Here is a 23,960-nt window from a genome sequence, read left to right as displayed (position 1 = left end):
AAATTATCCTCCTGATCAAAAAGTTGAAATCGTGCGATCCGCTAAAGAATCGCACGATTTTATTTCTCTCAAATCAAAAAGCTTCGGACGTTGTTTTGGCTTGCATATGAAGAATTAAATAATCCGGGCCGCCTGCTTTTGAGTCTGTTCCGGACATATTAAAACCGCCGAACGGCTGATAGCCGACAATCGCTCCGGTACAGCCTCTGTTGAAGTATAGGTTTCCGACATGGAAATCCTCACGCGCCCGTTCAATGTGCGCACGATTTTTCGTCAGCAGAGCGCCTGTTAATCCGTATTCCGTGTTATTTGCAATCTCCAGCATATGATCGAAATCACGCGCTTTGCAGATCGCAACAACCGGGCCGAAAATTTCTTCCTGCATCAGGCGCGCGTTTTCATCAACATCTGCAAAGATCGTCGGCTGAATAAAGTAGCCTTTTGAATCATCGCCTTCGCCGCCGGCCAACAGCTTGCCTTCAGATTTGCCGATTTCAATGTATTTCATGACTTTGTTGTAGGACGCTTCATGGATCACGGGTCCCATATACGTATCAGGATCTTCCGGATTGCCGAAAGCCAGCGTTTTGGTCAGCGCCACAGCTTTTTCCACCACTTCATCATAGACATCCTGATGGATGACCGCGCGGGAGCCTGCTGAACACTTCTGTCCTGAATATCCAAACGCTGAATACACGATAGAGGATGCAGCAAGGTCAAGATCAGCGTCTTTGTCGACAAGCACTGTGTCTTTTCCGCCCATTTCAGCAATGACCCGTTTCAGCCATTTTTGGCCCGGCTGCACTTTGGCAGCACGCTCATAAATCCGGCAGCCGACTGCACGGGAACCTGTAAATGAGACAAACCGTGTTTTCGGATGCTCCACTAAGAAATCACCAATTTCCGCTCCATCTCCCGGAATGTAGTTCAGAACGCCGTTTGGCAAGCCCGCTTCCTCCATGACCTCGACAAATTTTGCAGCTACTACGGGCGCTGCGTCAGCCGGTTTTAAGAGAATCGTATTTCCTGTCACAATTGCTGCCGCCGCTGTTCCTGCCATAATCGCAAGCGGGAAATTAAATGGAGAAATGACAATGCCGACGCCAAGCGCTTCGTAATGGTATTGATTGAACTCGCCTGCCCGGCTCTTCACCGGAGCCCCTTCCTTGAGGTTTAACATTTGGCGCGCATAGAACTCCAAAAAGTCTATCGCTTCGGCCGTGTCCGCATCGGCTTCCTTCCACGGTTTTCCCGCTTCCTTCACAAGATAGCTTGAAAATTCATGCTTTCTTCTGCGCAAGATAGCCGCTGCTTTAAAGAGGATATTCGCGCGGTGCTCCGGTCTTTGTTTTTTCCATGATTCAAATGCCTGCAGTGCGGCTTGCATCGCTTTTTCAGCAAGCTCTTGATCCGCTGTTGATGCGTACCCAATCACCTCTTGTTTATTTGCCGGGTTAATGGAAACAATTTTGCGGTCCGTTTCAATTTTTTCTCCATTTATCACAAGCGGATAATGGTTGCCGAGCTGAGTGTTTACAAATGCCAATGACTCTTGAAATGCTGTTTTATTCTTTGCTTCTGTAAAATCAGTAAATGGTTCGTGCGCGTATGATACTGTCATATGTAGTCCCCCTCATGTCATGAAATATGTCTTCGCATGAATAAAAATGCAAGAATCATGCCAATATTTTGTCTCTTCCTGAAAAAACTTGTTGAATTGTACAGAAATTTGTCTAACAGGAGAACACCATTCTCTATTTCCAATCATGAAACGCAAATTTTTTTTGCGATTTTCGCTCTGACCGCAAAGAATAAATGCAAAATTATTTTGCGCCAGAAGGGGATATCTCCCCTTCCGAATTTATACCCACCCGCGGAATCGCGATGCTTCTGCCGATTTTCTGATGCCCGTCATGTAAGCCGCCAAGCGCATATCCACTTTATGTGTTGCCGCTGTCTGATAAATCGTTTCGAACGAATTGACCATGACGTTTCTCAGTTTTTCTGCAACCTCTTCTTCTGACCAATAATATCCTTGGTTGTTTTGCACCCATTCAAAATAAGAAACCGTGACGCCGCCGGCACTCGCCAGAATATCAGGCACGAGGAGCACGCCTCTTTCATTCAGGATCTTAGTGGCATCAATGGTTGTCGGGCCATTCGCCGCTTCGACGACGATTGACGCCTGAATGTTATGTGCGTTTTTGGCTGTGATTTGATTGGCGATCGCCGCTGGCACTAAAATATCGCAATCCTTTTCAAGCAGCTCCTCATTTGTGATGACGTCTGTAAATAAATTGGTGACCATGCCGAAGCTGTCCCGCTTATCGAGCAAATAAGGGATATCAAGGCCGTCCGGGTTGTAGAGCCCGCCATGGGCATCCGAGATCCCGATCACCTTCGCGCCGGCATCATGCATGAATTTGGCCAGAAAGCTGCCAGCGTTTCCAAAGCCCTGTATGATGATGCGCGCGTTTTGCAGCTTGATCCCTTTTTTCTTAACCGCCTCTTCAATACAAATCGTGACGCCCTGTGCCGTTGCCGTTTCCCGGCCTTGCGATCCGCCTAAAACGAGCGGTTTCCCTGTGATAAAGCCCGGAGAATCAAATTCCCGCAGCCGGCTGTACTCATCCATCATCCATGCCATAATTTGCGAGTTGGTGTACACATCGGGAGCCGGAATATCCTTTGTCGGACCGACGATCTGGCTGATGGCACGGACATACCCCCTGCTCAGCCTTTCCAGTTCTCCAAATGACATGGTCCGCGGATCACAAATAATACCGCCCTTTCCGCCGCCGTAAGGAAGATTGGCAATCCCGCACTTGAGCGTCATCCAAATGGATAATGCCTTTACTTCCTCTTCATTGACTTCAGGATGGAAGCGCACGCCTCCCTTTGTCGGACCAACCGCATCATTGTGCTGCGACCGGTACCCTGTGAACACCTTGACGCTGCCGTTATCCATTTTGACCGGAATGCGGACGGTGAGCATTCTCTGCGGCTCTTTCATGAGTTCATACATATCGCCCGGATAGCCCAGCTTTCGAAGGGCTTCCTTAATGATCGTTTGGGTAGACAAAAATAAATTTAGAGCTTCTTTTTCCTCATCTTTCGCGACTTGCTTTGCTGACATCTTTTTCACCTCATTGTTTTTTTGGCCACTTGAAAATGTAAGCGCTTTAAAAAATCAGCCGGCCAATTCCTTTCTTCAGTGGATTCACCCTTATGATCATGCAAGATCCGTACCAGTTTTTTTAATCAACAAAAAAAGAGACTGAAAACATCTCAGTCTCTGATTAAATCTATTCATTAACGAGGGTCAATCACCAGCTGCGTTTCAGCATAAAAACTGCCGATTCCCAAACCGTTTACAACATCACCTTTAATCGTGTAAGTGCCTGCGCGCGGAAGGGTTTTGCGCACCATGACAAGGTCAAATTCGGATGCCCCTAACAAATCAAGCGTAAGCGGGAGTCTGACAGTTTTTCCATCGTTTAAGATCTGTGTTTCTTTCAGCGTTCTTCCATTCACTGAATCTCTTGTTGTAGCATGAAACCCGTCGGGAAACCGAAATTCTACCGCACCAAGAGAAAGCACCGCATTTGGTTTATATGTCACTTCAATATCAGAAGTGGTCCACTCTTTTGTGCTGTTGATCGTTTTTGCCTCAATTGTTGCGGACTGCGCATGAGCTTGGCCTGAAGGAAGCAAGATTGATAGTAAGACAGCTGAACTGATCAATAATGAAGATACGAATGAAGTTCTTTTTAACATGACATTTCCTCCTCAAATCACTGTTGGGATTGGCCAGAGCGTCCTCTGCAGAAAAAGCGTTTTTTCGTAATTCGCGAATTACCAATTCTTTTTCTTAAAAATTAATCTATCATCATTTTCCATGGAAGTAAATGCTTTTTTAGGAATATTAACACTTGGAATCATTTGAGAATATCATCCTGTTTACACAAGGTTCAAATGGATGATTTTCTCTCTTTTTCTAGTAACATCATCCTGTTGTTTTCTATCTTTTAGCCCATTTTGAAAAAAGGACAAAAAAAGTCGAAGATGCCTCCGCTCTCCGATTGATCACGTTCCTATTTTTATCTATTTTCGGTATTCCAGTTAAAACCGATCGTTTCATCATTCCATGGAATTCTTTTTTCATCAGGCTGATCCGGGTTATACGACATGGTGGTGAAGTAGATAATCGTCAGCGGCGTCTCTCCCAGCACTCTGTACCCGTGGGCCACCCCTTTTGGGATCAATAACAGCATCGGGTTGTCTTCACCCATATAATAGACGTCAGTTTCTCCTTTTGTCTTTGAATCCTCTCGAAGATCGTAAAGGACAACCTGAGCGTGGCCGGTTGGGAAGAACCAGAGATCATCCTGCTTCTCGTGATAATGAAATGCTTTAATCACACCCGGATAGCTTTTCGACCAAGAGGCCTGCCCAAAATGCTCAAGAAGGTTCTCATCATCCCGAACCAGCTCGGCAAAAAAGCCTCTGTCATCACTATGCTTCGTCAATTTTTTCACCTTGACTCCATCAATCACGCGCACTGCTCCTTTCCTGTAAATATTCCCGTAACGCTTCCCGCCAATGGCGAGGGCGAATGCCGGCTTCTTCAATGGCCTGATGGCTCAGCACAGAGTAAGCCGGACGGGGCGTTTTGTTCCCGTATTCTTCTGTCGTGACAGGCAAAATGACTGTGGCCAGTCCGCTTTCTTCCATAATGGCCTTCGCGAATTCATACCAGCTGCATATTCCTGAATTGCTGACATGATAGATGCCCGGCGGATGGCTGAACAGCTTGATGACCGCTTCTGCTAAATCCTTCGTATAGGTCGGCGAACCAATTTGATCGCTTACAACCTGCAGCTCTTGTTTCGTTTCAGCAAGCTTCAGCATGGTATGAACGAAATTGCTGCCGCCATGTCCGTACACCCACGACGTTCTGATGATCGTGCTGTCTTTTGTCGCTAATCGAATCAGTTCTTCTCCGAGCTTTTTGCTTTTGCCGTAGATGGTGTTCGGATCGAGGGGATCGTCTTCCCTATAAGGCTGGGTTCCTTTCCCGTCAAAAACATAGTCCGTGCTGATATGAACATATTGAGCACCGATGCGGGTTGCCTCAAGCGCTGTATAATAAGCGCCGATTCCGTTAATTAAATACGCTTTATCAAGTTCTGTCTCGCATTTATCAACCGACGTAAACGCGGCTGTATTGACTACGATATCCGGCTGATAATGGCCAAACGAATGCCGTACTGAGCGCTGGTCGGCAATGTTCATCATCTTCTTTGTTAACGCAATGACCTCATATCCCGCTTGCTTCAGCTGGCGGCACAGTTCCAGGCCAAGCTGTCCTCCCGCGCCAGTCACCAATACCTTTGTCAATCGGATCACCTTCTCATCGGTCATTGTCTGTATACCAGCGAATCGTATGCGCAATGCCTTCTTCAAACGGCACTTCCTGCCGCCAGCCCAGTTCGTTTTTCAGCTTTGATGCATTGATCGCATAGCGCCGGTCATGCCCTTTTCGGTCTTCCACGTGGGCGAACAATTCCTCACAGCCCAGTTGCTTCATGATGATGCTCGCCAGCTCTTTATTCGTGCGTTCATTTCCGCCGCCGATGTTATACACCTCGCCGTCAGTTCCTTTTTCTAAGATCAGCTTGATGGCACGGCAATGATCCTCCGCAAACAGCCAGTCTCGGATCTGAAGCCCATCGCCATACAGCGGAACCGGAAGCCCTTGCTTCGCGTGGCGGATAATCGTCGGTATCATTTTTTCGCTGTGCTGATAGGGGCCGTAATTGTTGCTGCATCGTGTAATAATGGCCGGAAGCTTGTGGGTTTTCACATACGATAACACGAGCAAATCAGAGCTTGCCTTGCTGGCTGAATAAGGGTTATTAGGAGAAAGCGGCGTCGTTTCAGTAAACGCGGGATCATCAGCTTCTAAATCCCCGTACACCTCATCTGTTGAAATATGAATCAGCTTCTTGGCTTTTCCCCGCAGGACCGCTTCCGCCAATCGATATGTCCCCATGACATTGGTGGTGATAAACGGCTCCGCTTGGGAAATGCTTCTGTCCACATGCGATTCCGCAGCGAAGTGAATCACGCCGTCATAGGTCTCATCAAACGCCTGGTCGATATCCTCCTGAACGCTGATATCCCCTTTTATAAAGCGAAATCGGCTGTTTTCCTTTAATGTTTCCATTTCGTCCGGGTGGCTGGCGTACGTCAGTTTATCTAAAACGGTAATGCGCGCCTCCGTTTCCTTCAGCATGAGCTTTGTAAACGTGAGCCCGATGAAGCCGGCCCCGCCCGTAATTAAATATGATTTTGCCATCACTTTTCGTCCTGTCCTTTCTGTAAAGCCTTGTGTACAAGCTGGGAGGCGAGATGAAGCGATTCGTGAGTTCCGGCATCGACCCACCAGCCTGATAACACATCATACGTAAGCTGGCTGTTTTCGATGTATAGATTATTCACATCGGTGATTTCCAGCTCGCCGCGCTTTGACGGTGATATTTGTTCAATATACGAAAAAACCTCCGCATCATACATATAAATGCCAGTCACACAAAGGTTGGTCAGCGGGTGTGCGGGCTTCTCGATAATGGAACGAATCCGCTTGTTTTTCTCATCAATCTCAGCAATCCCGAAGCGTTCCGGATCATCAACTTCTTTCAGCAGCACCTTTGCTCCTTTTCTCTGCTGTTCAAAGCGCTCCGTAAAAGGCTTTAATGAATCTTCGAATATATTATCACCTAATAATAAAATAAAAGGCTCTTTTTTCGTAAAGCGTTTTGCATAAGACAGCCCATCCGAAATGCCCGATGCGGCTGGCTGAACCTGATAAGTGATTGTGACGCCAAGCTCTTCCCCGTTCCCAAGCAGTTTATAAAATTGCGGCATATGCTCTTTTTGGCTGATGAGTAAAATGTCTTTTATTCCGGCTTCCTCCAGCTTCATAATCGACCAGTAAATCATCGGATACGGGCCTACAGGAAGCAAATGCTTGTTGACGGCTTTGGTTAAGGGCATAAGGCGTGAGCCGTTTCCTCCGGCTAAAATAACACCTTTCACATTAACACTTCCTTACATGCATTTTTATACCTTTTGATCATACAAATCTTGAAGAATAGCTGATACCCGCTTGAGGACTTGATCGGCTGCGCCAGATTTTAAAATTTCTTGCAGCCTGGAAGGCGGGTGAAGAATAAGATAATCCTATCCTTCATAGATGCGGGTGTTTCCTGCTTCTGATATTGCCGTAAATTCCGTTGATGAATCAGTTATTCACATCTGTTTCCGCCTTTATTTTCCTTTACAGATCACGGGCGCGCCGAGTATATTAAACAAAAGCAGATCAAGTTTCTTGCTTTTTATTTCCCGGAGAATAAATTCGTGCCGCTGCATCAATCATCGCAAAAGCCTGGCATTCCAGCCTCGGCAATTATAAATACAGGAGCGTTTTTGCCCACAGTGTTTCAATCTGAAACTCTGCCATTATTTCGCTTCCTTGCCCGGCCAAATATGATAATAGTAATACGATTGTTCAGCTGTGAAGCCCATTCTTTCATAAAGGCGGATCGCCCTTACATTGTGAAGCTGCGTCCCCGCTGTTACCGTCTTATGCTTCTGGGTCTCCGGTTGTTCTATAAAATTCGCCAATAAATGAAACGCGATACGTTTTCCTTCAAATCCCGGCTTCACAGCCATCAAATCGAGAATACATTCATCGCCTCTTGACAGGCATTGAAGATAGCCGATGACCTCGCCATTGTGCTTAGCGGCAATATTGAATGCCGCCCTTCCATTGAGATTGTTTCGTGTCCACTCCTGAAAGATCTTGTTTGCTGCTTCGCGGCTGAGATGAGGATCTTGAAAATATCTGCTTTTTGTAAACGAGTCTCGGGCCAGCTCACATATCGCTTCTGTGTCTCCGGGCTCAGGCGGGCCCAGTTCAAAAAATGGCGGTGTTTTGTCATAAAAAGACGGGGGCTTTGCCAGCTTAAGCAAACTGCCGACAAAGTAAGAGGATGGCTGCTGCTGTATCACATGCGCCGCTCCGATATCTTCAGCCGGAACACGAACAAAGATAAAATCAGTTTCATCCATTTGCCGTACAGAATAAAAGGCTTGAAACAGCCTCTTCAGCTGCCCAGTGCTGTTTGCCGCAAGAAGTTTGACGTTCATGACTTTCTTATGAAGCATCCGGCTTTCCCACAGAGAATCTTCGTAAAGCAAGACGCCTTGGAGCCTGCTGTTTTCAAAAAGGCCGAGGGAAAATTGATACGGAACGTCCAGTGTAAGCTGCCTGCTTTGGAGAAATTCCTCAATCGCCTCTTTGGAGACATTTTCTTTTACCGTATACACTTAACCAGCCCCTTTTCGATATCCCGCTCAGCTTCAATGACATCCTGTACATCTTCGTCCGACTTTGATGGATAGAGGGAGTGACAGGGTTCGTTTATAGTCATTCATGGCGATCGGGAGGTCCGCTTCCTTAAACCCGAATCGCTTTTGATCATACGGATGAATATGCACTGGGATAAAATGAACGCTGCGCGTGCTATCTGCCTGTTTTTTATCAACTTGCAAAACATATATAAATGCCTGGCGGCAAACTCTTTTTCAAATTGCTGAACCTTCGAGATTTTGAAGAGCCATCCCGATTCCAGCGTTTCTGCGACCTCCTGAATTTCTTCCTTGCTGATGTCTTGCGCGCCTATCGCTTTATTCAATATCTTCCCGCCTGTAATCAACCCCTGTTTTGGCTTTCAGTTCAGCAAATAGAGCGTTTGTTGATTCTACCACCGGATAATTGGCTTCTAAAAAAGCCAGACGCGCCTCTTCTGCTTTTTGGTGCACGGCGGGACTTCGAAGAACCTCAGTCAAGGTGCGCGCCAGTTCATCCGGCTGATCAAACATAAAATCACCAAGAGATTCATAGTACGGATACGTGCGGTTTCCGGATGATTTCCCGATCAGCACAGGCTTTTGAAACAGCATGGCTTCAAGTCCGACTGTTGAGGTTTGCGTCACTGCCGCGTTAGTATACGGAAGCAAATCATACAGATCAAGCTCCTTTTTGATGACTCTGCATGCTTTATGTTTTTTCGCCGCGGCGTAATACAGATCAAGCTTGTTTTTTCCGATTTCCCAAGGATGGGGTTTGATGATAATTTGCAACTGTTTCTGATCAGAAAGCCCTTCTAGCACACCGGAATAAAAATCATCTGAAAAGGGCTGGGTCGCAATGAGCACGATTTTTTTAGACGGATGAAAAGCGAGTTTTCGATAGAATGTGGACATGTCCATAGGGGTTCTGTTAAAAATCTGATCGAAGCGGGGATGTCCCGTTATAAGAATCTGCTCGGGTTTACAGCCTTTTCGTATATACCACTCCGCTTCATACGCACCAAAAACGGCTTGATAGGTTGTAAAAACAGGAATGAAGGCTTCATCTCCCATCAACGCGCCATGCTGAAGACAAATGCTGACGGCCCCTCTCCTTTCACACATGAGCGCGAGCACCCTGCTGTAAATGTCTTCTGCCGTTCCGACGACAACGGCCGAAATCTTCTCCTGCTCAAACAGCGCATTAACCGCATCAATGGCCTCCATAAATAAAGGAATATCTTTGAAAAGCCTGTCGCGAAATGCTTGATCACCGAATGCCGGGTGGTCATCAAAAGCGGCGAGAATCGAAACGGCTGTTTCGAGATACGGCTTCGGATCGCCTTTTTGGCATGATTCCGCAAGTTCACGCTTGCTAATGACAGGCAGATCACAATAATCCGGCAAACTCCATCTGGCCAAAACAGCTGTTTTTTCAGGATCAAATTGATAGTAATTTTCGTTTGAAAAACGCAGGTAATCAAAATGCAAAATGACTTTCCCCTTAACAGGTTCATCATTTGTTTTGACCATACTTTGTATTTTTTCATTAAAAAACGGCTGAATTTGTCCTTCATCGACATACTGATCCACCGGTCCGAATAACTCCGGTTCTTCTTCCATCATCACTCGCAGCTCAGGGCTGATGTATTGATAAAAATTACTGATAAGCCCAAGAGGAATCCCCTTGTAGCGAAGTCCGTCAAAAAGCTCCACATACTTCCTGTACAGCACCCAATAATTGCTTAAATAGGCCGACAAACTCTCACCCCATTCCAAGCTTTTTTAATGATTCACGCAGTTCGCGGCAATTGCGCTGCGGAGGAAGGTTCCGGACGAATTCATTTTTTTCTGATTCAAACAGCTGAAAGTGAATCGATTGGTCGGTAATATAATTTAGATCCAGCTCCTCGGCCAGCGGGTAAAATGGATAAAAATGATTGACTCTCCAAAAGAAGCGGGCATCACCGATCCGGTAAAATGCCGGGCTTTCATCCCAATAGGAGCCAAACCTTTCCTTCACCTTCTCAAGCACCGAGTATCTGTGCATCACCGAGCAATGATCGATGGCGCACGGCGCGTTCCACGTCACTTGAGCGGCAGGCCTGACAGTTTCTTTTACAATATCGCGATGCTCGTTTAAATGATAGGTTTTGGAGGCTGAGTAAATCACAGCCTTTTCAGGATGAGCATCGAGCTCCCGCACCATTTTCAGGAGGCGGTCCGGCATATAGATGTTATCATCCGTCGCATAGGTGATATATTCACCCTCCGCCATCTCAATCGCCTGATTGATCAGCGCCGCGTATCTCGTTTTTTCCGTTCTTTCCTTCACTCCAGATACATCGCTTTGATAAAAACGCACTCGGTTATCATTCAAAAAAGGACGGATTACATTCAGCGTCTCTTCATTGGAGTTGTCATCCATAATAAACAATTCAAAATCTGAAAAGGTTTGTGAGAGTATGCTAGAAATGGACTTTGCCACATAATCACTTTTGTTATAGCTTGTCATAATGACTGACACTTTCGGCAAATCCTACACCTCCTTCTTGAAACTTCACACCTGAAACTAACGTTATCTTATGTTGCTTATTCGCAAGTTGCGCTAGGAATACAAACCAATATGCGAAAAGTTTGTGTATGTCTATAAAAAACAGCGGCTGCCCAGGTCGAAATCTGTGCTGTCCACTGTTCTTTTTCCGCATATTCCAAGCATCAGCCTCATAAGGTGAAAGAGATAAAAATTGCACCAGCGACTAAGATCGTTTCCATCGGAGGTGAGTCATCGCGGAGCGTTCATCTATACATCCGGAACATGTCCTGAATGGTTTTCATAAAAAGGAGGAACGATATGAAACCGAAAAAAAATCAATATCAGCAAATGCAGGCATATGATAATATGCAGGTGTATCAGCCTCAATTCGGCGCCAATCCATACCCGCAGCAAGGCCAAGGCCCACAAATGCAGACGATGGGAATGCAGCAAATGATGCCAATGCAGCAGGGGCAACAGGGACAGCAAGGCTTCGGATTCCCCGGCCAGCAGCAGGGCGGCGGGTTTCAAATTCCCTCGGGGCCGACACCGTCAGCGCCGGGCCAAAGCGTTCCCGGTATGCTGCCTGTAGAGGAATCATACATTGAGAACATTTTGCGCCTGAACAGGGGAAAAACGGCGACCATCTATATGACTTTTGAAAACAGCAAGGAATGGGGCTCAAAGATCTTCCGCGGCGTCATCGAGGCTGCGGGCCGGGATCACATTATCCTCAGCGATCCGAAATCAGGAACACGCTACCTGCTCCTGACAATCTACCTCGATTACATTACATTTGATGAAGAGATTGCGTATACGTATCCATATTCCATGGCGTCCTATTCGCCAAGATAAAGAAAAAGCCAATCACTCATTTGATGAGGATTGGCTTTTTTGTTTATAGATATTTGACGGCTGCGACAACGATCATAATCCAAGAAATAATAAATGCCACACCGCCGAGCGGGGTAATGGCCCCGAGGATGGAGATTTGCGTTACACTAAGAATATATAAGCTTCCGGAAAACAGTACAATTCCCGCAAACATCAGCCAGCCCGCTGTCGTGACACTGCCTATGCCGGATAATTTATCGGCCAGAAACGCGACAACGAAAAGCCCTAGAGCGTGATACATATGATACTGCACACCTGTGTGCCAAACCTGAAGATATTTATCAGGAATTTTCCCTTCTAATCCGTGAGCGCCAAATGCTCCGAGTCCCACGGCAAGCAGGGCGTTAATGGCCCCTAATATGATAAAAACTTTCATCTATCTCTCCCGCCTTTTCGTTAAACTCATATCATTTATCTTATCGCACCTGTACCAAAATTCAATCTTTGTTCTCCGATGACACGAGATTGTCGGATTTTCTCCTGCGCCAAAGCTGAAACTGGTCTGCCGCTATTGCAGCAAGCGTTCCTAATACAAGCCCGTTGCTTAATAGAGAAATAAATACCGGATGCAAACCCTTTAATGCAGTTTCAGGAACAAACATGATACCGACCCCTGTCAGCAGCGAGATGCCGATCACAGACCGCACCCTTTTCAGTTCTGCTTTCTCATATGAATCAAATTCCGCAAAGGCCAAGCCGCCCATTGCGGAGAACACAACAAAGTTCACCGCAAACCCAACAGGTGATGGCAGGCTCGCAAACGCATTCATAAAAAACGGGATCACACTGATCGCGACAACCAGAATGCTGCCGATCATAAAAGGTTTTTTAGAAGGCATTTTAGTCGTCTCAATAAAACCCGCGGCTCCCGAAATCGGAACCGGGGCAATGGCTCCCGTCAAACCGCTCAGCAGATGGCTGAATGAGGCGGCAAAACCGGCTTGGCGTTCGTGATGCTGTTCATCAGGCTTTTTGCCGAATTTTTTCACAGCGATGTCCACAACCTTCATGCTCGCCAGCATATTCACAATCAGCAAGATGGTAATAAAAATTGAGGTGATGACCAGGCCGCTGTTAAATAACGGGGTCCCAAAAGGAAACAGGGAAGGCAGCTGAAACAGCCGATCCGGCATTTCAATCGGCTTTGCCGCTCCGGCAGCCGCAAACAGCACCCACCCGCCGAACAGGGCCAATAAAATAGAATATTGTTTCAAAAACATAATGTTCGAATTTGTCATCATAAAGGCGGCGGCGACAACAACAAGCGCCAGGACAAATACAAGACCGTCCACACTGTCTTTTCGATAGCCGATTCCGAGAATTCCTTTTATAATCGGCTGACTCAGCTGCATCACAAGCAGCAATAAATAGACGCCGGTCACAACCGGGGTAAACAAGGCGGCAAGCCGGTCAATGACCTTGAAGACACTTAACAAAAAGAAACATACAGCGCTTACAAGAAGAGCTCCCTGCAAACCGCGCAATGTATCCCCATATGTCGCAAATACAGTTCCCGTCAGCCCGCCGTAGATCGTGTACACTCCCCACCACAAACCGGCGGGGCTCTCGTTGATCGGCAGTCTGTGGCCTTTCAAACACTGAATGACGGCGGCAATTCCCAGTACAAAAAAAGTGCTTTGGATCAATCTCGCAGAATCGGAGTGATCCAGATGAAACGACTGGGCAACCGCCACCGGAACAACAATCGCCGCAGCAATGATAAACGCTGTCCATTGCAGAGCGCCAAGAACCAATTTCACGTGAGCTCAACCTTTCTTATTAAAAATCAAATAAAGACTCTCCGTTTCCATCCTCTTCCTTCTTCTCTTTTTCCTGCTTTCGATATTTATTTAATCCCGCGCTTCCCATCATTTTTTCCATCATCAGCTGGTCTGTCGATGGCGGCGCGGCAGGACTCGGCGTGATGCTCGGCTGTATGCGGGGCGCGCTCGCGGCCTCCGGCTGATCCAGCACGACATCACACAAAGAACGGACAACCGCTACGTAACGCTTCAGCTCCTCATCACGTTCAGCCGCCTTTGCTTTTTTCAGCTCCTCTTCCATCTTTTGAATCAAAGCAGATATGTGAATGTTCATCAAGAACCCTCCAAAAAATAAATTCGTCTTCCTGCATTTTATCAAATTCCTGCCGTAAACGCAGATATGAGTTTATTATTTTTTCTGACAAACCTTGTGCATTTGACAAGCAGAAGAGATTTTTCACATAATAAATCACCATACCTTACAAAAAAGGAGAAACGGAATGAACAGCATCCCCTCTATCGTCAGCAAGCACAAAGCCTATTTTGCGGCGGGGCATACGAGACCGCTCGAATCGAGACTAAACATGTTGCAGAAGCTGAAACAAACCATCAAAACACATGAAGCCGATCTAACAGCCGCTCTCTATCAGGATCTTCACAAATCCGAACAGGAGGCATACACGACAGAAATCGGAATCGTGTTGGAGGAAATCAGCTTCGTGATGAAACGGCTGAGAAAATGGGCCAAGCCCAAACGTGTCAAAACACCGCTGAGCCATCTAGGCTCCAAAAGCATCATTATCCCTGAGCCGTATGGAACTGTTTTGGTGATCGCACCTTGGAACTATCCCTTGCAGCTGGCGCTTTCTCCCTTGATTGGCGCCATTGCGGCCGGGAACACAGTCGTTCTCAAGCCATCAGAATATACGCCGGCTGTTTCCGCTGTTCTTTCCAAGCTCATCAGCAGCGTTTTTCCGAGTGATTATGTCACTATGGCGGAAGGCGGGCCCGACATCAGCACAGCATTATTACAGCAGCCCTTTGACTATATTTTCTTCACCGGCAGCGTTGCCGTCGGAAAAATCGTTATGGAGGCCGCCGCCAAACAATTAGTTCCCGTCACCTTGGAGCTCGGCGGCAAAAGCCCCTGCATTGTCCATAAGGATGCTGACATACAACTTGCCGCCAAACGCATTGTCTTCGGGAAATTCACAAATGCGGGACAAACCTGCATCGCACCGGATTATTTATTTGTCCACGAAGACATCAAAACGAAGCTCACAGAAGAAATGAAGCGTGCGATCAGTGATTTTTACGGCCCTCAGCCCGAACAGAATCCGCAATACGGCAAAATCGTCAGTGAGCGCCACTATCAGCGGCTGCTCAGCTTTCTGAATGATGGCGTCCCGCTCACAGGCGGACAATCTGATCCTGATCACCACAAAATAGCGCCGACAATTCTTGATCAAGTGAAAGATGACTCTCCTGTGATGCAGGAGGAGATTTTCGGGCCGATTCTTCCGCTGTTTACATACAGCGATATCGGCGAAGTCATCGAGAAAATCCAGTCGCGCCCAAAGCCGCTCGCCTTGTATGTCTTCACTACAAACCCAGAAATCGAGCGGGCTGTTTTAGAGAATCTGTCATTTGGCGGCGGCTGTGTCAATGATACGTTAATGCACGTCGCGACACCGTATTTGCCATTCGGAGGCGTCGGAGAAAGCGGCATCGGCAGCTATCACGGATTTGACAGCTTTAACACATTTACACACAAAAAAAGCGTCGTCAAACAAACGAACCGCTTCGACTTCGCTTTTCGTTATCCTTCCTCCCAAAACGGCCTGCGAATGATTCGGAGGATACTTAAATAAAAAAGCGCAGAGTATCTGCGCTTTTTACAAATCCTTTATACACCAATCAATCGGTGCCTCTCCCATTTTCTCCAAGAACGCATTCGCCCGGGAAAACGGTCTGCTTCCGAAAAATCCGTTCCTTGCCGAAAACGGGCTGGGGTGCGTCGATTCAATGATAAAATGCTTGGACGTGTCGATCCGTTCTTTTTTCATTTGGGCATGCCGGCCCCACAAAATAAAGATCACCGGCCGCTCCCTTTCATTCAGCACGTCAATCATTCGGTCCGTCAGACGCTCCCAGCCTTTTCCCTTATGGGAATTCGCCTGTCCGCGCCTTACTGTCAGCACAGTATTCAGCAAAAGAACTCCTTGCTCTGCCCAGCTGACAAGCGACCCGTGATTCGGGATGCTGCATCCGATGTCCTGCTGCAGCTCAAGAAAGATATTTTTTAATGAAGGCGGCTGCTTCACACCCGGCTTTACGGAGAAGCTCAAACCTTGAGCCTGTCCAGGCCCGTGATACGGATCTTGGCCGAGTATCACCACCTTGACATCATCGTATGAAGTATAATGCAGCGCATTAAAAATATCCCGGCTGTCCGGATATATCGTTTGCTCCGCGTATTCCCGCTTCAGCATTTCTCTGAGCTCTTGATAATACGGTTTCTCAAACTCTTCCTTCAGCTGATTCCACCAGCTGTCCTGTAAAAGCTGTTTCAAGATTCAGGCCTCCCTTACGAACGATGAAGCCTGGAATAGACAGGCTTGCCATCCCAAACGATTTCACTTTTTGCTTCCCGTCTTTTCATATCAGGCTCTTCAAGCAGGACGGCAAAGTTTTTCGTCGGCAGTTCCCCGAGTCCGTGCTTTTCACTTAAACGGTCCAAATATTGTTTCCGCTTGGCGCCAAGGTCCGCGGACTGATTGTCTCCCGCGTCACTGAAGGCATAAATCACACTGGCGCAAGGGACACGCTTCACCCGGTACTCCTTCGCCGCGCGCAAATAAAAATCCCAGTCCCAATAATTGTGCACATCAGCATCGAAATACCCGATTTCATCATGCAGAAAACGTCTGTACATGCTGCCCGACGGCACGTATGTAGAGAACACTCTCATATCCTCATAGTCAGCGGTATAAGCAAACAGCTTTCGCGAAACTGGATATCTTGTTCCGTTTTTCTCTTCAAACGAAACAATTTCCGCATCAGAATGAACGAAATCGGCCGTTTCCATTTCCTTCGCCATTCTCTCCACATGTCCCGGCGTAAAGAAATCATCGTCATCACAAAGCATAATGCAATCGCCAGACGCCTCTTTTACACCGGCATTTCTCGCAGCCACATGCCCCGAGTTCTTTTCTAAATTGATGACAGCAATCGGCAGCTCCGGATACAGTGCTTTGACCGGCACGACCGATTCCCCGGCATCATTCACAATAATGATTTCATACGGCTTCATGGTCTGCTGCGAAATCGACTCCAGAAGCTCACACAAAGCCGGAATCCGATTATAGGTCACAATTACGATAGAAATCTTCATGATGCTCTCCTTCTCATTTTCATAGTCATGTACTATTAAAACATATATTGGACGGGAGATCAGTGGGAATATCCTACTGAAACAGGATGCTAAAATGATAGAAACAGCAAAGTGGCTCCGATCAAAAGCACCATGATCAATATCAGATCTCCTAGGACATGAAAAAGATCTTTCAGCCGGACGCCATTCGGAAGGATGAGATGCCACAGCTTTGATTGATAGACTGGAAGCAGCACCAGCGCATAAGAAAGACACAAAAATGTAAAAGCCGGCGGAACAAAAGCACAGCCTGCATCGTCCCAATTCCTTACGATGTCTTTCATACTGGATCCATCTAATAAAAACAAAGATATCATGATGGCCAGCAACACAAAGGACCCCAATTGAACCTCGAACAGACGCATTTTTTGGTTATACGCAAACCGGACCGCCCAAAACCAGACGTAAGCATATGAACATAACAGCATAAAAATGGCACCGGCTGTAAATGCGACATCAGGCAGCCGATCAAGCAGAAAAACAAAAGGCAAGCTGGCTAACATAGCCAAGAGCATGCAGCCGCCCGTAAACAAAAATACTGCCCCATGAGCTACAAAACCATATAGACAAGAGCTAATTTTCACAACATACACCTTCCTTACATAGGAATTCTATGTATATACCTAAAAAATCAGGCAAGCTGACGCCTGCCAATATAACAGCCCATTCGGCCGAATAACGGAAATAACAGCGTTGCACAAGCACAAGTTCCGACAAACCAAGGTGTCAGCAAGGATTGAAACAGCGCAACAGGAATCACATGAAATAGAAAAACAAGCATAAAAATGACGTTTGGCACCATGCAGATCAGAATCGTATGTAAAACAAGCTGTTCTCCGCGTTTTCCAAACTCCCTCACCCCTTGATACCCAATCAGCACCCAGTAGATGATATATGCAGCTAAGATTAACCACACAGAAACAGAAATGCCTTTCCATACTGCATGAACAATGGGTGATTCAATCCTGACATACATCATCGTAATGGCGATACCGACTGCGAATAGTGCGCTGTTAAAGAAAAGATGGAACATTAAAAACGCACGGAACGTTACAGGCTGTTCTTTCTTAAACGAAGAAACAATGTCAGCTGGTGTTCCAAACGCCTGCATTAAAGTCTGCATAGCTTCCTCTTCACTCTTCCCTTCCTGAAAAGAGTGGAACAAATGATGTTCAATATGGTTCTCAATCTCTTCTACCATCGTCTCTCCTTCTGGAAGCCCTTTAAGTCCATTTTTGATTTCATATAAATACGTTTCTTTATCCATTCTGCCCGCCCCGTTTCAGCATTCGGTCCATCATAGCGGAAAATACGCTCCATTCCTTCGTGCGTTCCGCCAGCACCTCTTTGCCTTCATCTGTAATCCGGTAGTATTTACGGTCCGGTCCTTTCTCCTGCTTCTCCCAATATGAAGAAATAAACCCTTGGCGTTCAAGCTTGTGAAGAGAAGGATACAAGGTCCCTTCTTTCATCTGCAGTTCATTTCCGCTGCGGCTTCCCATTTCTTTGACAAGCTCATAGCCGTACATCGGACGCTCGTTCAGAAGCGTCAATACCAATATAACAGTGCTGCCCTTCACCAGCTCACGATTTAACATCACAAAACCCCTACCTAGTTTTCTTATGTAGCATTTTACGAAAGCCCCTTGGTATTGTCAAATGATTCCTATAGATCTTCTATATTGTGATACAGAGAAAATCTAACTATAATGAAAGACAAAACACGATGGAGGTTCAAGACATGTCTATGCATAAAGCACTCACCATTGCCGGCTCAGATTCGAGCGGCGGTGCTGGGATTCAAGCTGATTTAAAAACATTTCAAGAAAAAAACGTATACGGGATGACCGCCTTAACGGTGATCGTTGCGATGGACCCGAACAACAGCTGGGACCACCAAGTCTTCCCGATCGATACTGATACAATCCGCGCCCAGCTTGCAACGATTACGGACGGCATCGGTGTGGACGCCATGAAAACAGGAATGCTGCCAACCGTTGACATTATCGAGCTTGCAGCAAAAACGATCAAAGAAAAACAATTAAAAAATGTGGTAATTGACCCAGTCATGGTTTGCAAAGGAGCAAATGAAGTCCTGTATCCGGAGCACGCCCAAGCCCTGCGTGAACAATTAGCGCCGCTAGCCACTGTCATTACGCCTAATCTGTTTGAAGCCAGCCAGCTCAGCGGCATGGATGAATTAAAGACAGTTGACGATATGATCGAAGCTGCGAAAAAAATTCATGCGCTCGGCGCTCAATATGTCGTCATTACAGGCGGAGGCAAACTCAAACACGAAAAAGCGGTTGATGTTCTCTATGACGGAGAAACAGCGGAAGTCCTTGAAAGCGAAATGATCGATACGCCTTATACACATGGCGCAGGCTGTACGTTCTCAGCAGCCGTGACAGCGGAGCTCGCCAAAGGTGCGGAAGTCAAAGAAGCCATTTACGCAGCGAAAGATTTTATTACCGCTGCCATTAAAGAATCCTTCCCGCTCAACCAATATGTCGGGCCAACGAAGCATTCTGCGCTGCGCCTGAATAACTAATCATAAACAAAAAAGGCTGCCTTACAGAGAGGCAGCCTTTTTTATATGACCGAAGACTTTTCACAGAAAAAACTGCCGATCCCATCGGCAGCCTGTTTATTTGATTTTTAAATGGTTCGCAGATTTCCTCAAAAATGTTTCTATCGACTGAACAAAAAGTGCATATTCCTTCATTTGCTCATATGCTCGCGAAAGAATTTCCGCCGTTTCACTGTGCGGCGTTGTCCCGCCAAGCATTTTTTTCAGCTGAAGCAGCACATCCTTATATTCTTCCCGCTTATCTTCAACTTGATCCGCAGCCTTTTCCAAACATTCCGGTGTTATCTTCTGTTCATGTATATTCAAGAAAACAACTCCTTTTACAGAAAAAAATAGTAGGTTATCGTTGAAGAATAGCACAGATGGCACAGATTTCACATAAGAAAATAGAAGGATTTTCTACATAAGGGTCCAAATTCCGACGTTCATTTCAGATTTTCCTGTCGAACTGGCTGTCACTTCATGATTTCCCGGGAAAGGAAAATATCTCGCACTGAAGACCTCTTCTCCGTTATTGACAAAGATTTCCACAGATGAAGCGTCGATAAACATGTGCACGGTATGCAAATCCTTGATGCAGCAATGTCTCGCTTCTGTTCTTTTTCCGTCGAAGCTCGTCCGCTCCAGCGTAACAATCCCCTCGTCCTTATGAAAAGAAAACGCAGCCGTACCGCGGATACTGATTGAAAAGCCAGACTCCGTATCAATGTCTTCAATCAAGATCTCAGCTCTTTCAGGGTTTTCAACTGGAAGCGTACCAGATGATCCATGCATGTTGATTTGCACTTTTTTCTCATTCCTGCGCATGGCTTTCAGCTCAGGCAGCGGCTGCTGAATCAGCTTCTGCCCAGATAGCGTCAGCTGTCTCGGCAGCGTCATACAGTGGATCCAGTGATAGTCAATCGTCGGATGAGTCCCTTCATCCTGATCAGGCACAGCCATCCACGCAAACAAAATTCGCCTTCCCTGATCGTCTTCAAGTGTTTGCGGAGCGTAAAAATCAAAACCTTGATCAAGCTCCGTAAAATCGCCATGCTTCAATTCAGGCTTGTTATAATCGAGACGCCCGATAAAATAACCCGATTGATACACGTTCTGATAACGAAAACCGCCAGTCTCAAGCCCTTGTGGCGAGACAATCAGCACGTCGGACCCCTGAATGGAAAACAAGTCAGGGCACTCCCACATGTACCCGAATTCGTCAAGCCCATTGAAGCCCGCGCCAGTTATCGGGCCGAGAAATCTCCACTCTGTCAGGTTATCAGAAGCAAACAAAACAGCGTGTCCTTGCATATTCTCCGTTTGTGCACCGACCACCATATACCATGTTCCTTCATGCTCCCATACCTTCGGATCGCGAAAATGCGGCGTGTATCCTTCAGGGAGGCGGGCGACGACACCCTTTTTCTCAAAGGACAGTCCGTCGTCAGATACGGCAAGGCATTGATACGTTTCCCGATTCCCATCCTGATCCCTGACATTTCCTGTGTAAAATAGATAGAGCCGATCGTCTTTCGCGACAGCGCTGCCCGAGTAGCAGCCGTTTTTATCGAACCAATCACTCGGGGCAAGCGCAATCTCTTCCCGCTTCCAATTCACAACATCCTGTGTCGTATAATGCCCCCAAAATTTAGCGCCGTGCCCCGTCTGAAATGGCTGCCATTGAAAAAACACATGATAGCTGCCCTTCCAATAAATCACGCCATTCGGGTCATTCAGCAGCCCAACCGGCGGCATAATGTGAAAATGCTGGCGGTGCGGATCGCTGTTCGCGATAGGCTCTTTTTTCTCCACTTCTTCATAAGCCCGGCGACGAAGCTCCTGATCATGTACTGTCATTTTTTCCTCTCCTCATCCTCATTAATCTTCATGATAAACGCTGCAATGAACGCTGACACTCCCGCAATGGCCATACCAATCAGATAGTTGATCAAGTTGCCCATGCCAAACGGCGCAGCAATGGCGATCATCGGAATACCCGTTAACCCGTAAGCGTTTGCAGCAACATGTGTAAAGACGACATATGCACCGCCCAATGCGCCTCCAATCATCGCGGCGATAAACGGTTTTCGGTAGCGCAGATTGACTCCGAAGATGACGGGCTCAGTAATGCCAAGAAAAGCGGAAAATGCAGCCGGAAGCGCGATTTCTTTTGTCTTTGCCTTTTTCGCCATAAAGAAGACGGCAAGCCCGGCGCCGCCCTGTGCGACATTCGCCATTGACCAGATTGGCAGCAAGTAGTTTTTGCCGATATCTGCAATAAGCCCTGCCTCAATCGCATGGAAGCTGTGATGAACGCCTGTCAGCACGATAAGTGAATACGTGCCACCGAAAATCAGACCCGCAACAAAACCTGCATGGTCATATACATAAGTTAAAGCAACCGTAATGCCGGAGCCAAGCGCTCTGCCCAGAGGACCAATCGCGATAAAAGCGACAAACCCGGTGACAATCACTGTGACAAAAGGTGTAACAAGCAAATCTACTGCATGAGGGACCACTTTTCTCGTCCATTTCTCTACCTTGCTCATCACATAAACCGCCAGCAGGACAGGGATAACAGTTCCCTGGTAGCCGAGAAGCGCGATATCGAATCCGAAAAGATTCATATAATCAGGTGTCGCTTCCGCCAATCCCCATGGATTCAAAAGCGTCGGATGAATCATGATTCCGCCGATAACCGCTCCCAAGTACGGATTGCTGCCAAATTCTTTTGAAGCGCTTACCCCGATTAAAATCGGCAAGAAAATAAATGCTGCACTTGAAAACATATCAAGCAGCTGCAGCAGCGCAGAATCCTTGCTCATCCAATGAAACGCATTGACCATACCCAGTAATCCCATTAATAGGCCGCTGGCCACAATAGCCGGGATGATTGGAACAAAAATATTAGAAAGCGTTTTCGCAAATCTCGCAGCGGGATTCATTTTTTCTTTTGCCGCATCCTGGTGATTTACGTGTTCTTCACGCTCAATATCTGCTTCCTTTGAAAAAGCATCGTACACCTTATTGACAAGGCCTGTTCCGAAAATGATCTGGTACTGGCCAGAGCTGCTGAAAGCGCCTTTGACGCCATCAAGCTCTTCTACTTGTGCTTGATCTATCTTTGATTCATTTTTAATCACTAAACGCAGCCTTGTTGCACAATGAGCTGCGCTGATAATGTTTTCTTTCCCCCCGAGAAGCTCAATGAGGCGTTTTGCAGTCTCTTTGTAATCCATCTGTTTCTCCCCCTTTTATTTAAACAAAAAAGACCTAAAATTCGCCAACGAAGAAAGGACACAGCGATCCTTTTTCATTTACGCAAATTTTAGGTCTTGCCTGCTTTACCAGTCACAATCCCGCTTATTCAGATTGAGAATACGCTTTCATCATAATTGATGACAGCGTTTTCGTCAACTGTTTTTTTAGTTAAAAAGTTTCATAAAACATTTAGACAAAAATTCGTAAAAATTAATTGTGAAACATTTCACAATATCATGCTATACTATGCTCAAATCAAAGAAAGCAGGAAAAGACAATGGAAACTCAAGCATTGCAAAAGGTTGAACAGTACGCTTTGAGAAAACAAAATATATTTGTTTCAAGCAAAATCCGATATTTGCTCCGATCCATTTTGGCCAGCATGTTTATCGGTTTTGGTATTACAGCCGCAAGCAAAACAGGCAGCTATTTCTATATGGCTGACTCTCCATTTGCATTTCCGGCAGCCGCTGTCACTTTCGGGGCCGCTATTCTGCTGATTGCTTACGGCGGCGGGGATTTATTTACCGGCAATACCTTTTATTTCACCTATACCGCGCTCCGAAAAAAAATCCGTTGGCGCGACACTCTGTACTTGTGGATGTCAAGCTATGCTGGCAATTTGATTGGCGCCATTTTATTTGCCATCCTGATCAGCGCGACAGGACTTTTTGAGGAGGCTTCTGTTCATTCCTTTTTGATTCATCTGGCAGAGCACAAAATGGAGCCGCCCGCTTCCGAACTGTTTTTCAGAGGAATGCTGTGCAATTGGCTTGTGTGCCTCGCCTTTTTCATTCCGATGTCTCTCAAAGGAGAAGGAGCCAAGCTGTTTGCCATGATGCTTTTCGTTTTCTGCTTCTTTATTTCCGGTTTTGAGCACAGCATTGCCAATATGTGCACATTCGCCATCTCACTTTTGATCGAGCACCCTGATACGGTGACACTGATGGGAGCAGTCAGAAACTTAATTCCTGTTACGCTCGGCAATCTGACCGCAGGAATTGTAATGATGGGCTGGATGTACTATACGCTCAATCCCGATAAATAAAAAAAACTTCCAGAGATCACTCCCTGCAAGTCAAA

General features: G+C 46.6%; 25 protein-coding genes and 3 pseudogenes. 4 read left to right on the top strand and 24 right to left on the bottom strand.

What is annotated here, in order from left to right; translation table 11 throughout:
• Positions 1-73: 73 nt before the first annotated feature.
• From pruA to spsA, 13 genes and pseudogenes are all read right to left on the bottom strand, one after another.
• Positions 74-1,621, bottom strand: a complete 1,548-nt coding sequence (gene pruA / locus CVV77_RS10465; protein WP_100275348.1) for an L-glutamate gamma-semialdehyde dehydrogenase — start codon at positions 1,619-1,621, stop codon at positions 74-76.
• 240 nt (positions 1,622-1,861) lie between these two features.
• The gene (gene rocG / locus CVV77_RS10460) at positions 1,862-3,136 is read right to left on the bottom strand and encodes a glutamate dehydrogenase (RefSeq protein WP_084993949.1); all 1,275 of its coding nucleotides are present in this window, start codon (positions 3,134-3,136) and stop codon (positions 1,862-1,864) included.
• Between the two features lie 176 nt (positions 3,137-3,312).
• A complete protein-coding gene (gene bslB / locus CVV77_RS10455) occupies positions 3,313-3,777 on the bottom strand; it encodes a biofilm surface layer hydrophobin BslB (protein WP_060399757.1) in 465 nt (154 codons plus the stop codon).
• A gap of 323 nt (positions 3,778-4,100) precedes the next feature.
• On the bottom strand, positions 4,101-4,556 hold the full coding sequence (locus tag CVV77_RS10450; RefSeq protein ID WP_003235966.1) for a dTDP-4-dehydrorhamnose 3,5-epimerase family protein: 456 nt from the start codon (positions 4,554-4,556) through the stop codon (positions 4,101-4,103).
• The gene (rfbD, locus tag CVV77_RS10445; protein ID WP_100275347.1) at positions 4,549-5,400 is read right to left on the bottom strand and encodes a dTDP-4-dehydrorhamnose reductase; all 852 of its coding nucleotides are present in this window, start codon (positions 5,398-5,400) and stop codon (positions 4,549-4,551) included. Before rfbD ends, CVV77_RS10450 begins: the two co-directional genes overlap by 8 nt.
• Positions 5,401-5,413: 13 nt before the next feature.
• Positions 5,414-6,361: a dTDP-glucose 4,6-dehydratase gene (gene rfbB / locus CVV77_RS10440; protein WP_019259801.1), complete on the bottom strand. Its 948-nt coding sequence runs from the start codon at positions 6,359-6,361 to the stop codon at positions 5,414-5,416.
• A complete protein-coding gene (locus tag CVV77_RS10435) occupies positions 6,361-7,101 on the bottom strand; it encodes a sugar phosphate nucleotidyltransferase (protein ID WP_100275346.1) in 741 nt (246 codons plus the stop codon). The genes rfbB and CVV77_RS10435 overlap by 1 nt, the downstream gene beginning before the upstream one ends.
• Positions 7,102-7,248: 147 nt before the next feature.
• Positions 7,249-7,434 (bottom strand): annotated as a pseudogene (locus CVV77_RS22690) (PseG/SpsG family protein); the annotation flags it as partial.
• Positions 7,424-7,499 (bottom strand): annotated as a pseudogene (locus CVV77_RS22685) (hypothetical protein); the annotation flags it as partial. The pseudogenes CVV77_RS22685 and CVV77_RS22690, both read right to left, overlap by 11 nt.
• A 25-nt stretch (positions 7,500-7,524) precedes the next feature.
• Positions 7,525-8,394: a GNAT family N-acetyltransferase gene (locus CVV77_RS10425; protein ID WP_019259803.1), complete on the bottom strand. Its 870-nt coding sequence runs from the start codon at positions 8,392-8,394 to the stop codon at positions 7,525-7,527.
• A pseudogene (locus tag CVV77_RS22165) lies at positions 8,382-8,628 on the bottom strand (DegT/DnrJ/EryC1/StrS family aminotransferase); the annotation flags it as partial. The gene CVV77_RS10425 and the pseudogene CVV77_RS22165, both read right to left, overlap by 13 nt.
• A 126-nt stretch (positions 8,629-8,754) precedes the next feature.
• Positions 8,755-10,179 (bottom strand): CDP-glycerol glycerophosphotransferase family protein, encoded by a 1,425-nt coding sequence (locus CVV77_RS10415; RefSeq protein WP_100275345.1) that lies wholly within the window; start codon positions 10,177-10,179, stop codon positions 8,755-8,757.
• Between the two features lie 4 nt (positions 10,180-10,183).
• Positions 10,184-10,954 carry a spore coat dTDP-glycosyltransferase SpsA gene (gene spsA / locus CVV77_RS10410; RefSeq protein ID WP_019259805.1) on the bottom strand — a complete coding sequence of 257 codons (771 nt, stop codon included), beginning with the start codon at positions 10,952-10,954 and terminating at the stop codon, positions 10,184-10,186.
• Between the two features lie 318 nt (positions 10,955-11,272).
• On the opposite strand from spsA, the gene gerQ reads away from it, so the two are divergent.
• On the top strand, positions 11,273-11,809 hold the full coding sequence (gene gerQ / locus CVV77_RS10400; RefSeq protein ID WP_100275344.1) for a spore coat protein GerQ: 537 nt from the start codon (positions 11,273-11,275) through the stop codon (positions 11,807-11,809).
• 43 nt (positions 11,810-11,852) lie between these two features.
• Here gerQ and CVV77_RS10395 read toward each other — a convergent pair whose 3' ends face one another.
• From CVV77_RS10395 to CVV77_RS10385, 3 genes are all read right to left on the bottom strand, one after another.
• Positions 11,853-12,224 carry a DUF423 domain-containing protein gene (locus tag CVV77_RS10395; protein ID WP_003227446.1) on the bottom strand — a complete coding sequence of 124 codons (372 nt, stop codon included), beginning with the start codon at positions 12,222-12,224 and terminating at the stop codon, positions 11,853-11,855.
• Between the two features lie 61 nt (positions 12,225-12,285).
• Positions 12,286-13,608 (bottom strand): purine/pyrimidine permease, encoded by a 1,323-nt coding sequence (locus CVV77_RS10390; protein WP_100275343.1) that lies wholly within the window; start codon positions 13,606-13,608, stop codon positions 12,286-12,288.
• A 19-nt stretch (positions 13,609-13,627) separates the two neighbouring features.
• A complete protein-coding gene (locus CVV77_RS10385) occupies positions 13,628-13,945 on the bottom strand; it encodes a YwdI family protein (RefSeq protein ID WP_084993966.1) in 318 nt (105 codons plus the stop codon).
• 166 nt (positions 13,946-14,111) lie between these two features.
• Here CVV77_RS10385 and CVV77_RS10380 point away from each other — a divergent pair, with 166 nt between their 5' ends.
• The gene (locus tag CVV77_RS10380) at positions 14,112-15,482 is read left to right on the top strand and encodes an aldehyde dehydrogenase (protein WP_100275342.1); all 1,371 of its coding nucleotides are present in this window, start codon (positions 14,112-14,114) and stop codon (positions 15,480-15,482) included.
• A gap of 24 nt (positions 15,483-15,506) precedes the next feature.
• On the opposite strand, the gene CVV77_RS10375 is transcribed toward CVV77_RS10380, so the two are convergent.
• The 5 genes from CVV77_RS10375 to CVV77_RS10355 all read right to left on the bottom strand — a co-directional run bounded on the left by CVV77_RS10375 (position 15,507) and on the right by CVV77_RS10355 (position 18,642).
• On the bottom strand, positions 15,507-16,184 hold the full coding sequence (locus tag CVV77_RS10375; RefSeq protein ID WP_003235999.1) for a uracil-DNA glycosylase: 678 nt from the start codon (positions 16,182-16,184) through the stop codon (positions 15,507-15,509).
• A 14-nt stretch (positions 16,185-16,198) separates the two neighbouring features.
• Positions 16,199-17,005, bottom strand: coding sequence for a glycosyltransferase family 2 protein (locus CVV77_RS10370; RefSeq protein WP_019259810.1), 807 nt, complete (start codon positions 17,003-17,005; stop codon positions 16,199-16,201).
• A gap of 89 nt (positions 17,006-17,094) precedes the next feature.
• The gene (locus tag CVV77_RS10365) at positions 17,095-17,628 is read right to left on the bottom strand and encodes a hypothetical protein (RefSeq protein WP_100275341.1); all 534 of its coding nucleotides are present in this window, start codon (positions 17,626-17,628) and stop codon (positions 17,095-17,097) included.
• A 47-nt stretch (positions 17,629-17,675) separates the two neighbouring features.
• A complete protein-coding gene (locus tag CVV77_RS10360) occupies positions 17,676-18,311 on the bottom strand; it encodes a permease prefix domain 1-containing protein (protein ID WP_088111854.1) in 636 nt (211 codons plus the stop codon).
• Entirely contained in the window at positions 18,304-18,642 is a 339-nt protein-coding gene (locus CVV77_RS10355; RefSeq protein ID WP_088111853.1) for a PadR family transcriptional regulator, read from the bottom strand. Before CVV77_RS10355 ends, CVV77_RS10360 begins: the two co-directional genes overlap by 8 nt.
• A 143-nt stretch (positions 18,643-18,785) precedes the next feature.
• Between CVV77_RS10355 and CVV77_RS10350 the strand changes: the two genes are divergently transcribed.
• A complete protein-coding gene (locus CVV77_RS10350; RefSeq protein ID WP_100275340.1) occupies positions 18,786-19,595 on the top strand; it encodes a bifunctional hydroxymethylpyrimidine kinase/phosphomethylpyrimidine kinase in 810 nt (269 codons plus the stop codon).
• Between the two features lie 96 nt (positions 19,596-19,691).
• Here CVV77_RS10350 and CVV77_RS10345 read toward each other — a convergent pair whose 3' ends face one another.
• From CVV77_RS10345 to scrA, 3 genes are all read right to left on the bottom strand, one after another.
• Positions 19,692-19,940 carry a hypothetical protein gene (locus CVV77_RS10345; RefSeq protein WP_003236006.1) on the bottom strand — a complete coding sequence of 83 codons (249 nt, stop codon included), beginning with the start codon at positions 19,938-19,940 and terminating at the stop codon, positions 19,692-19,694.
• A 93-nt stretch (positions 19,941-20,033) separates the two neighbouring features.
• Entirely contained in the window at positions 20,034-21,473 is a 1,440-nt protein-coding gene (gene sacA, locus CVV77_RS10340) for a sucrose-6-phosphate hydrolase (protein WP_100275339.1), read from the bottom strand.
• Positions 21,470-22,855: a PTS system sucrose transporter subunit IIBC gene (gene scrA, locus CVV77_RS10335; protein WP_100275338.1), complete on the bottom strand. Its 1,386-nt coding sequence runs from the start codon at positions 22,853-22,855 to the stop codon at positions 21,470-21,472. Before scrA ends, sacA begins: the two co-directional genes overlap by 4 nt.
• Before the next feature lie 299 nt (positions 22,856-23,154).
• Here scrA and CVV77_RS10330 point away from each other — a divergent pair, with 299 nt between their 5' ends.
• Positions 23,155-23,925: a formate/nitrite transporter family protein gene (locus CVV77_RS10330; protein WP_019259814.1), complete on the top strand. Its 771-nt coding sequence runs from the start codon at positions 23,155-23,157 to the stop codon at positions 23,923-23,925.
• Positions 23,926-23,960: the final 35 nt, after the last annotated feature.

The sequence above is a fragment of the Bacillus sp. SN1 genome (genome assembly GCF_002796895.1).
Lineage (GTDB): Bacteria > Bacillota > Bacilli > Bacillales > Bacillaceae > Bacillus > Bacillus inaquosorum.
The sequence above is the reverse complement of the archived record's forward strand: the minus strand, read 5'-3'. Positions and strand labels throughout refer to the sequence as shown.